At 67.5% G+C, this 1,716-nt stretch carries 1 protein-coding gene; it reads left to right on the top strand.

Annotation, left to right across the window (positions count from 1 at the left end):
- A partial coding sequence (locus AC0CMF_RS25225; RefSeq protein ID WP_472482576.1) for a tripartite tricarboxylate transporter permease occupies positions 1-1,716 on the top strand: 1,716 nt, incomplete at both ends.

Below are 1,716 nucleotides of genomic sequence, written 5' to 3'. Positions count from 1 at the left end.
GGCCTTGTGATCGGGGTGATCCCCGGTCTTGGCGGCATCGCCGGGCTGTCGCTGCTGATCCCCTTTCTCTATGGCATGAACGAGATCAGCGCGCTGGCGATGCTGATCGGGCTTGTCGCCGTGATCCCGACCTCGGACACGTTCTCCTCGGTGCTGATGGGCATTCCCGGCTCCTCCGCCAGCCAGGCGACCGTGCTCGACGGCTTTCCGCTGGCCCGGCAGGGGCAGGCGGCGCGGGCCCTGTCGGCTGCCTTCATCTCCTCCATGGCGGGGGGCATCTTCGGTGCCATCATCCTGACCGGCTTTGTCGTCATCGCCCGGCCGCTGATCCTCTCTTTCGGCTCGGCGGAGCTGTTCATGCTGGCGCTCTTCGGCCTGTCCATGGTGGCGGTGCTGGCCGGGCGCAGCCTTGCCAAGGGGCTGGCGGCCTGCTGCATCGGCCTGATCATCGGCTCCATCGGCGGGGCGCCGGCCACCGGCGAGTTCCGCATGATCTTCGGCTTCGACTATCTCTATGACGGCATCCCGCTGGTCATCGTCGGCCTCGGCTTCTTCGCCATTCCCGAGATCGCCGATCTCCTGCGCAAGAACTCCGCCATCGCCTCGGGCAATGCCCTTGGCTCGGGCTGGTTCCAGGGCCTCCGCGACTGGTGGGCCAATATCTGGCTGTCCGCCCGCTGCTCCGGCTTCGGCTGCATCATCGGCGCCATTCCCGGCCTTGGCGGCTCGGTCGTCGACTGGATCGCCTATGGCCATGCGGTCCAGACCGTCAAGAAGGACCCGCAGTTCGGCAAGGGCGACATCCGCGGCGTCATCGCCCCGGAAAGCTCCAACAACGCCATGCAGGGCGGCGCCCTGCTGCCCACCATGCTGTTCGGCATCCCCGGCTCCGGCGCCATGGCCGTCTTCCTCGGCGGCATGGTCCTGCTCGGCATCCAGCCCGGCCCCTCCATGGTGGGCGCGGACCTCAACATCACCTATTCGGTGATCTGGTCGCTGGCGCTCGCCAATGTCATGGGCGCGGGCATCTGTCTGGCCCTGGCCATTCCCATCGCCAAGCTGACCCAGATCCCGTTCCAGCGCCTTGCGCCCTTCATGATCGTGCTGATCTGCTTTGCCGCCTTCCAGGCCACCCGCTCGCTCGCCGATCTCGTGGCGCTGCTGTGCCTCGGCGTCCTCGGCGTGCTGATGAAGCGCTTCGGCTGGCCGCGCCCGGCGCTGCTGATCGGCTATGTGCTCGCCCCCCAGGCCGAGACCTATCTCTATCAGGCGCTGCAGTTCAACGGCTGGGACTTCGTCTTCCGCCCGGGCGTCATCGTCATCGCCGTGATGACGCTGGCCTCCATCTGGTTCGGTCTGCGCAACCGCATCGACGAGCACGGCCATGTGGTGCCCAACGAGGACGATGCGCCGGACGTGCCGTCCCTGCGCGCGCATCTGCCCCAGATCACCTTCGCCGTGGCCATGGCAGGGGCCCTGCTGATCGCCCTCAACGACGCGCTCAAGCATGACTTCCTCGGCCAGGTGTTCCCGCTGTCCGTCTCCATCATCGGGCTGGTGATGCTGGCCATCCTGATCCCGCAGCTGGTGCGGGGCAAGGCCGGGCATCATTCGCATTTCGATGCGGAACTGACGGGCGATCACGTCGGCCAGCCGGGCATCGGCAACCTGTGGGGCGGCCTTGCCTGGATCGCGGGCCTCGTCGGCCTCACCGCC

Source organism: Pannonibacter sp. CBAS1226 (assembly GCF_055685825.1).
This window is presented reverse-complemented; position numbering and strand designations above follow the sequence as displayed.